This window comes from Halanaerobiales bacterium (genome assembly GCA_035270125.1).
Taxonomy (GTDB): Bacteria; Bacillota; Halanaerobiia; order Halanaerobiales; family DATFIM01; genus DATFIM01.
The window spans coordinates 1-8,538 of sequence record DATFIM010000072.1; the positions used below are offsets into that span (position 1 = coordinate 1).

6 protein-coding genes are annotated in these 8,538 nt (G+C 25.1%); all 6 read right to left on the bottom strand.

Annotated features, from left to right (window positions below):
* Positions 1-827, bottom strand: an 827-nt coding sequence (gene rfbB, locus VJ881_03690) for a dTDP-glucose 4,6-dehydratase (protein HKL75149.1), incomplete at its 3' end; no start/stop codon positions are given.
* 20 nt (positions 828-847) lie between these two features.
* Complete coding sequence (locus VJ881_03695; GenBank protein ID HKL75150.1) at positions 848-1,864, bottom strand: pyridoxal-phosphate dependent enzyme; 1,017 nt, start codon at positions 1,862-1,864, stop codon at positions 848-850.
* Positions 1,865-1,877: 13 nt separating this feature from the next.
* Positions 1,878-2,744, bottom strand: a complete 867-nt coding sequence (locus VJ881_03700; protein ID HKL75151.1) for a hypothetical protein — start codon at positions 2,742-2,744, stop codon at positions 1,878-1,880.
* 31 nt (positions 2,745-2,775) lie between these two features.
* Positions 2,776-4,764 (bottom strand): diguanylate cyclase, encoded by a 1,989-nt coding sequence (locus tag VJ881_03705; GenBank protein ID HKL75152.1) that lies wholly within the window; start codon positions 4,762-4,764, stop codon positions 2,776-2,778.
* 109 nt (positions 4,765-4,873) lie between these two features.
* The gene (locus tag VJ881_03710) at positions 4,874-7,303 is read right to left on the bottom strand and encodes an AAA family ATPase (GenBank protein HKL75153.1); all 2,430 of its coding nucleotides are present in this window, start codon (positions 7,301-7,303) and stop codon (positions 4,874-4,876) included.
* On the bottom strand, positions 7,300-8,421 hold the full coding sequence (locus tag VJ881_03715) for a metallophosphoesterase (protein HKL75154.1): 1,122 nt from the start codon (positions 8,419-8,421) through the stop codon (positions 7,300-7,302). Before VJ881_03715 ends, VJ881_03710 begins: the two co-directional genes overlap by 4 nt.
* Between the last annotated feature and the right edge of the window lie 117 nt (positions 8,422-8,538).

Sequence of the window (8,538 nt, forward strand, 5' to 3'; positions counted from 1 at the left end):
CGATAATCATGACCAGGACGATCTTTAACATATCTTATCATCGATTCATCTTTATTCATTATTTTTAAAATAGCTTTTGTAATTTCTAAATTAGTTTTTTCATTATTAGCTCCAATATTATAAATTTCACCATTTTTACCTTTTCTCATTATTAAATCAATGGCCCTACAATTATCTTTTACATAAATCCAATCTCTGATATTTTTGCCATCTCCATAAAGAGGAAGTTTTTTATCCTGCATAATATTAGTTATAAATAAAGGTATTAGTTTTTCCGGATATTGATATGGACCATAGTTATTTGAAGAACGAGTAATATTTACAGGTAAATTATATGTATTATTATAAGATTTTACTAAAAAATCTGCACCAGCTTTACTTGCCGCATAGGGATTATTGGGATTAAGCATATTATTTTCATTAAATTTTCCTTTTTTAATACTACCATAAACTTCATCAGTAGAAATTTGAACAAAATTTTTAATATCACATTCTAAAGCCCTGTCTAATAAAACTTGTGTACCTTCTACATTTGTTTTTATAAATTTATTTGAATTATCAATACTTCTATCTACATGTGTTTCTGCAGCAAAATTTACTACATAATCAACACTTTTATCAAATACCTCTTCGATAAAATCTTTGCTTATAATATCACCCTGATAAAACTTATGATTTTTTGCAGAAGAAATATTTCTTAAATTATCAAGATTACCAGCATAAGTTAATTTATCTATATTAATAATTTGATCATCATAATTCTCAAGTAAATAATGAATAAAATTACTACCAATAAAACCTGCACCACCTGTAATAAGTATTTTCATAATTTGATACCATCCTATTATTATTTATTATTCTTTAAGCCCGATCCCGTTAAAGGTATTACTACTTTTTCTTTTTCATTAATTTTATTATTATAATTTAACTTTAAAAATCCAGCTGGAGCAACAGCTGAAGTCTTTTCAATATATAAACCTTTTTTCCACAATTTGTTTAGAGTCAATTTTATTTCACTTTCACTAACTGTAATAACATCACCATTAGTTTCTTTAATAACATTAACTATTTGTTTCAAACGTTTAGGCTTACCAATAGCTATTCCTTCAGCTATAGTTTTATCACATTTTTGGCTATCAAATAATTGATTAGTCTCAGAATAAAAATTTTCATATACTGGAGAACAGTTTTTGCTTTGGACTGCTATTAATTCCGGAAATTCTCCTAATTCTTTAAAACCATAATAGAGTCCTAGTAACATAGTACCATTTCCAACAGGTACAATAATTTTATCTGGAATACCTATATCTTTTTTTATTTCAAGAGCTAGAGAAGCTACACCAGCAAAAAATAAAGGGTTATATACATGTGAAGCATAATAAATATTTTTAGCATCTTTTAATATAGCCTGTGAGGTTTTATCTCTATCACCTTTTATCTTAATAATCTCTGCCCCATAAGCTTTAATTTGTTTGATTTTAGCTTTAGATGTTTTAGCTGGTAAATAAATACTGCAATCTATATTTGCTGCTGCTGAATAAGCAGCTATTGCTGCCCCGGCATTACCAGAAGAATCTTCAATTATTTTTTTAATTCCGAATTTTTTAATTTGATCTATTAAAAATACTGCTCCCCTATCTTTAAAAGAACCTGTTGGTTGTAAATAATCCATTTTTAGCCAAATGTTTTTACCATCTAATTCTTTTTTTAGTAGGGGTGTATCCCCTTCTCCTAAATCCAGGTTTATCTTTGTATCACTTATTTTCCCTTCTAAATTAAATAAACCACTACATTCACATTTATATCTTTTAGTAGATATATCAAATAATTTACCACAATTATTACATTTAAATTTCAAACACATAAAGCCATCCTTCCTATTTTCTATTTTTTAAATAAGTTTTATAATTAACATGCATAGTATTCCAGTTTTCTTCTTCATATGACCAAACAGATTCTACTTCTGAAATAGTATCTGCACCATAAGCTCCTATTATTCTTTGTATACCCCTTAGTTCATATTTCCCATCGTGATTATAATCAATTAATTCTAGATGACCAAAAGGATATGAATAGGGTCTTACTAAATCAATTTTTATCATTTTTCCATCTTTATTATATATATCCTGTTCAATATATTCATTTTGATTTGCACTGATATCAAGTTTTACTCTTTTATTTAAATTTTTAAACATTAAATTTGCCTTAAAACCATCATCAAAATAACCTACAACCTCTATACCTTTATTATTATCTTCATCAAATATAACTTTTAATTCATTTTGTTTTAAAGTAATTACACGGTGAAAATAAATACCACCACTACCTCCACTGGCTGCTTTTAGAAAAATATCTTTAGTATTATTTCCAGTAATATCTTTTAAAATCATCTTTGGTTCATAGCCAGTAAAATTTTGTAATTTTTCTTTAATTAATATATCATCATTTTCATTTTTTAAAATTATAATTATTTCATCCCAATAAATATCACTTTCCTGGGGGTTTTTACCTGCTAATATTATTTTATCTTTAGAAACAGTTTTTGAAATATTAGAAATTTGAACATCTATAACATTAAAATTTTTATCTAGATTAAACTCACTCAAATCAATATCTTCAATTTGTTTCTTTTTATTAACTATTTCACTTTCATTATTGTTGAAGTCAGAATTAACAAATAGATATCCTCCTATAATAACTAAAATTAATACTACTAGAAATATGCTTAAAGAAAATCTTTTCATTTTAATCACTCTCCGTTATTTTTTGTGATTTTTAAGACATTTCATTTTCCTTAATAATTTCAATAAATAACTCTACAAGATCGGGATCAAATTGAGTTCCAGCACATTCTTTGAATTCTTTAATAACATTTTCTTTCTTCATAGCTTTTTTATAAATTCTACCATTTGTCATTACGTCATAAGCATCAACTATAGTAATAATTCTTGATAAAAGAGGTATTTTCTTCTTTTCCAAACCAGCTGGATAACCTGTTCCATCCCATCTTTCATGATGATGTAATATATATTTTGCTACAGGAGCAAATTCTTCAGTAGCAGAAGCAATTCTATACCCCATTTTAGGATGTTCCTTGATAATTTTCCATTCTTCCTTATTTAAATCTGTTTTTTTGTTTAATATTTTTTCCGAAATTGTAACTTTTCCTATATCATGAAGAGTCGCTAAAAGTGATAAATTATTTAATTGTTCATCACTAAGACCCACTTTTTCACCAAGCCTTTGGGCCATTTTAGTCAACCTTAAAGCATGTTCTTCCGTTTCATCGCTTTTTGCCCCCAAAGTTGATAATAAATTTTTAACAAGTTTATTTTTGGCACTTTTACTTTCAGTTAATTTATTTTTATACATTTTTTTATCTGCTCTATTCAAAACATCATAGATATCCTCAGTTTCATTTTCTTTAACTGCTATTCCTACTCCTACTGATATTGGAATTTTATCTAAATCAGTTTTATTACATTTCTTTTTTATTCTTTCTTTAATTTTTCGAGCAAATTTTTCATTAGTTTCAGGTAAAAGTATAACAAATTCATCTCCTGCCCAGCGAGCAACAATATCTTCTTTTCTTATTGATGATCTTAAAATTTTTGCAGTCTTTTTTAGCATTTCGTCACCCTTTTGATGACCATAGCTATCATTAATTATTTTTAATCCATTTACATCAATCATAATTATACTAATAGGTAATTTCCTTTTTGAATCAAGTCTCTTCATTTCTTCTTCCATATATGAACGATTGTAAAGATCAGTTAATTCATCATGAAAACTTATATACTTTATTTTTTTCTGCTGTTTATTGTAATCTGTATAATCAATCTGCATTGAAAGTATACAATCTCTTCCATCTGGAAGTTGTACTTTAGTTTCTTTAAAAAAAATATAAACTTTGTCACCAGTCTTACTAATACTTTCTCCTATATATTCTATACTTTTACCTTTCATTATTTTTTTGATATTATTTTTAGCATTTTCTATATATTTTTTGGGTACTACTGTTTCAAAAATGCTTTTACCTTCAATTTCTTGTTTTTTATAACCTGTAAAATCACAATGGGCTTGATTAACTCTAATTACAATTCCGTTTTCATCAATTAACATCATACCTGCCGGTGAACTTTCAAAAATTTTCTTATAATGTTTTTCTCTTAATTCAAGTCTTTTTTGCAATTCTTCATGATAAATACCTAATAATCCCAATCCAAATAACATTCCTATACTTCCTAATAAATAATTACCTATTACATAAAATTTACTAAGATTATTTAAGGCAGGGTATAAAAACATTATAATTCCAAAAATCAATGATAAAAATGAAGTAATTTTACATATTTTTCTTTTTCCATTTTTAAAAAATATGTAGGCGTTAAAAATATAGATAAATGATGAAAAATAAAATAAAAACAAATATATATTATTATTCATAATTATAAAAAATGTTAATATAGTATAAAATATTCCATAAATATAATTCCATTTTTCATTAAAATTAAGATTAAAAAATTGGTAACTACCCTTTAACAAAAATAATGTACCTAAAATATTAATATAAATATAAATAACGTAAAGATTAAAAATTCTTATAAATAAAAAACTGATTAAATTGATAACCCAAAAAATAGTCCAGTATTTTAGATAATTAGTTTTTTCTCTAATATATACATATAAAAATACTAGCAAAAAAACACTACTACCTGTTATTGTTGCAAATAAAATACTTAAACCTCCATCACCTACTCCCATATTACTTCCCCCTACTGGTTTATGGTAAATTATTCAAATATATCTTATATAATATATTTGAATAAAAATCACAAATACCCTTCTATTTAATATTAAACTATTTTTAAAACTAGACTTTTATAATATTTCCGCCTAACTTATTAGCAGTATTAGGATCACAGGTACTAAAAATAACCTGGTGTTTATTTTTAAGATCTTTAATTAAATCAATAGCTCTTTCAGTTCTTTCTGGATCAAGATTAACTAAACAGTCATCTAATACAATAAATGAAGAGACTTTATTAAATAAAGTTTCAAACATAGCCACTCTTAAAGAAAGGGCAACTCCATCATAAGTTCCATAAGATAAATAATTCATATCTGCAGGTAAATACTTATTACTATCATTTTTAATTTTTAATTTAAATTCTTTATTTATTTTTCCAATTTTATAATTTTGGGCAGTCAATTTTTTAAGTTTATCACTAAATGATTCAGTTAATGGTTTTAAGGTATTTTGATCCATTTTAGACAATTTTTCTTTTATTTTATTTTTTATCTTGACTATTTTTCTGGCTTTAAGAACAAGTTCTTCAAATTCTTTTTTTCTCTCTTTATACATTATTTCAAGTTCTTCATATGAATTATCCCCTAAATCATTTTCAATTTTTATCATTTCCTGTTTTTTCTTACTATGTTTGTCCTCAAGTGATTTTTTTTCTTCTCTTAATTTCGAAAGATATTTTTTAAAATCAGCCGGAGAAGAAAATTTATCAGGTAAAAAAGCAAGCTCTCCTAATTTTTCTTCTTTTTTATTTATTTTAGATCTTATTTCCAGTATTTTATCCATTAATTTATCCTGATTATTATATTCATTTTCCCATTCATTAATTTTATCTTCTTTATTTTTTATATTTATTTTTAATTCATTAATTTTTTCATCTTTTAATTCATTTATTTTTTCTTCAATTATTTCTAAGTCATCTGAATTACTTGAAAATTCATATTCCCTCAGTTTTTTCAATAACTGATTATAATCCTGATCTCCAAGAATTTCTTCAATACTTTCCTCAGTATTTTTTATTTTATTTTTTAATTCATATAGTTTTTCCAGCTTATTTCTAGCATCTTCTATATTTTTTACATCCATCTTGTTTATAAGTTTATCATATTCCATTTTATAATTTTTATATTTTTCCTGAATTTTAGTAAAATCTATTTCTGCTGATTCAATTTCTAAATCTAGATTATCTGTTTTTATTCTAAAATAACCATTAGATTCAAATTCTCTCTTATTTTTAATATTTTCACTTTCATTAATTCCTCTTGTTATTTTTGTTCCTGAAGAATTAATAAAATTTATTCTAACTTTCAATTTAGCCGCTTCCAAACTAGCTCTGCTTTTTGAAATTCCATCTTTTAACTCTGCTAATTCACTTACTTTCTTTTTTGTTATATCTCCCAAATTTTCTTTTTCTAATTTCAAATCATTTATTATTTCTCTTTTTTTGTCAACTTTTTTTAACTTTTTTTCCAATACTCTATAATCCTGATCTTTTTTTGCTTTTTCTTTTTTTGCTTTTAAAGTTTCTAATCTATTTTTTTCTTTTTTTAATTTTTCTTTTTTATCAGCAAGTCTGGCTTTAACAACCGGCCATTTTTGATTAATTTTTTTTATTCCTTTTACTCTTTCTTTAAGTGATTTTAGCTCTGGTTCTAATTGTCCTCTTTCAAATATATCATCTTCTATTTCTTCATATTTATTTATTTCCTTAGTTAATGTTTCATTTTTGCTTTTTATTTTTCTCAATTTATTGCTTATATCTTCGAAATCTTCCTCGACTTTCTTAGTTCTTTTTAATTTTTTTCTTAATTTTTCTTTTTCAATATATGCTTCATATATCTGTCCATAACCCTTTAGATAAGGATTATTAATATCTCGGTCAGGATTACTTGGGCGATTATTATCAATATCCCATTTTTTCAAAAGATTATCAAGTTCATTATCAACTTTCTTATTCAACTCCTCTATGGAAATACCATCTAATTCCATGACAGCTCTACGCAAAAAATTATTAACTGTATTTATTACTTCTTCATTCTCAATTATCTTTTTAATCGCTGATTTTATATTTCTTTGTTTGGTAAAAACTATATTATTATAACTTCCTTTATCATATAATAATAAATCTTTTTTTAATTTATTAATTTTTTCCTCATTTTTAATTCTTGAACCATCAGGTAGTTTTAAATACTGTCTTGGATCATTACGACTCCATTCTTTTTCAATTACATAATTTTTGGAATTAACTATAAATTCTAAATATCCATGAATATAATCACCATCTGGGTAAGGAAAATATCTGTTGAAGAATTCTTTGTCTTCAGAATAATTTAATCTGATTTTGGCATTTTTAAATAAAGTAGCATAAATGGCATTAATAATAGTACTTTTACCAGCCTCATTTTTTCCTAATATAATATTTAAACCATCTGAAAACTCAATATTTTTATCAGCTATTCCTGCAAAGATATCAGTTTGAAATCTTTTCAGTCTCATGCCTTAACCTCCTTTATAAATTCATAGGCTATTTGTAAGGCTTTTTCATCGTCTTTGAGATCATTTAAAAGCTTATAAGGAAAAGAATTTTCAGTAAATTCACTATTGATAACTTCATTGGTGATTTTTATTTTTAAGTCATTATCATTAATTTTTAGGTAAGCAATTTTATCAGATAATTCATGATAAATTTTTTCCTTTTGGTGATATAAATTTTCTTCAATTCTTCCTTTTAATTTTAATCTAATAATTTTATTTTCTACTTTACCTTTTAGTAATTTATTTTTCATATTTTCAAAATCTTTTTTACTATTTATTTTATATTCAAGATCATAAAAATGATATTGACCGGTCGTAATTCTTTTTGCATTAATATTTTTTTCCTTATCAATTTCAATAAACCAGGCATTTCCTGAATGATCACAGTCCAAGCCATCTGGTTCAGGAGTACCACAATTAAAAATTTTACGATTAGTTATTTCTTTTTCAAAAGGATAAGGTAAATGAGTGTGTCCCAAAAGCCAAATATCCATATTTAAATTTTTCAATTCATCTTTACTCATTGTAAAATAACTATCTGTCATATCAGGTGATAGACCACTGATAGCTCCATGGCTAATACCAATTTCATATTTTCTTTTTGGGCTTTCTTCTTGAGTATTTTTGTTTTTGATCCAGTCCAAATTATTCTCAGCAGAGTGTTTGCTATCACATGGTGCAGGATATATACTTACATCTAAATCAAATTTTTTTAAATCATATTCTCTAAAATCATTGAGCAATACTATTTTACCACTCATATTATTTTTGAATTTTTCCCATAATTCTATACCACCATTATCAAAATCATGATTACCAGGCAAAATCAAAATAGCATCCCCGGAAAATTTTTTTAACTTATTAATTACTTCAATAATTTCATCTTCTTTTATATTATGTTTATCAAAAAGATCACCTGAGATTACAAATAAATTAGCATTTTTTTTATTTGCCTTTTTTATTAAAGTATCCAAGATTTTGTATCTTGCTTTAATTAATTTTTGCTGAATATATGGAGGATAGTTGTTGAATTTCATTCCAATATGTATATCTCCACTATGAAATATTTTCAATGTCATATTTATCCTCCTTCACCTATTTAATATTTGGAAGCCAATTTATAATATCTTTGATTTTTCTATCCCAATAATCCCATTCATGTCCGGCTTTCTCATCATTATAAGTAAGAACAATAC

Excerpts from the sequence above, each read along its gene's own strand:
- VJ881_03695 (HKL75150.1), bottom strand. The coding sequence starts at position 1,864 with ATGTGTTTGAAATTTAAATGTAATAATTGTGGTAAATTATTTGATATA.
- VJ881_03700 (HKL75151.1), bottom strand. The coding sequence starts at position 2,744 with ATGAAAAGATTTTCTTTAAGCATATTTCTAGTAGTATTAATTTTAGTT.
- VJ881_03705 (HKL75152.1), bottom strand. The coding sequence starts at position 4,764 with ATGGGAGTAGGTGATGGAGGTTTAAGTATTTTATTTGCAACAATAACA.
- VJ881_03710 (HKL75153.1), bottom strand. The coding sequence starts at position 7,303 with ATGAGACTGAAAAGATTTCAAACTGATATCTTTGCAGGAATAGCTGAT.
- VJ881_03715 (HKL75154.1), bottom strand. The coding sequence starts at position 8,421 with ATGACATTGAAAATATTTCATAGTGGAGATATACATATTGGAATGAAA.